The 885-nt window shown below is 37.6% G+C and carries 1 protein-coding gene and 1 pseudogene; both read right to left on the reverse strand.

What is annotated here, in order from left to right:
• Positions 1-181, reverse strand: a pseudogene (locus tag HMPREF0666_RS15915) (hypothetical protein); the annotation flags it as partial.
• A gap of 43 nt (positions 182-224) precedes the next feature.
• Entirely contained in the window at positions 225-428 is a 204-nt protein-coding gene (locus HMPREF0666_RS15920; RefSeq protein WP_009013430.1) for a hypothetical protein, read from the reverse strand.
• Positions 429-885 lie beyond the last annotated feature (457 nt).

Here is an 885-nt window from a genome sequence, read left to right on the forward strand (position 1 = left end):
TTTTTGCCTCGTCGCCTGCAACGAAAGTCGTAAGGTTCTTATCGTTGTCGCCCTCTTTATTGCTTGGGTTCTGTGCCACATCCTCCTTAGCACAAGATGCAAAAGTCAAGGCAATGCCGAACACGACAGCCAAAGACTTTAGTTGCGATGCAAATGAATATTGTTTCATTGTTTTCTTCATCATTTATTCGTTTTACTTTGTTCTTTTAGTTAATAACTCTCTGTTAGTCTTCCCATGATGTTGGCGCTTCGTTCTCGAAGTCTTCCTCATTCCATTGACTTGCCTTAGCAGCAGCTGGACCAGTAGCATGGTTTGCCTTTCTGTGCTGACCAGGCATGGATGCATCCATCAGATTAGTGGTTTCGTTTACGTGAACTATTTCACACTTTGGTGCAGAATAGTTCTTCTTTTGTTTCTTTTTCTCCATTGTTTTATCAATTAAAATAGTTATTATTTCGTGCTTAATTTCTTTTTATTTCGTTTACGTAGGGACACAAAAAAGCGAACAAAGGAAACTCTGAAAAGTCCTTTGTTTACAGGGGTTGCACGGCACGCCTCGCGCGCGTATGCGTGAAGAAAAAAGTGGGGAGGTTAGGCCTGGCCTATATGAGAGAGAGAGAGAGAGAGAGAGTACAAAATTATTTGGAATTACCAAATAATTTGCGATATTTTTTCGTCTTTCTTCGTTAAAGAATTTAATACAGCACAAATAGAGCCTACACCTTTATTTCCTAATAAAGTGCAAACATTTGCCGAATTAATATTCTTTATGACTCTCATCGTTATTACGAGTTAATTTTATTTTAACTGGCCGCAAAGGTAGTGAGAATATATGAAACAAACAAGAAATTAGCTAAAAAATATAAAAACATTTATCTTTCCTT

Source organism: Prevotella sp. C561 (assembly GCF_000224595.1).
GTDB classification, from domain to species: domain Bacteria; phylum Bacteroidota; class Bacteroidia; order Bacteroidales; family Bacteroidaceae; genus Prevotella; species Prevotella jejuni.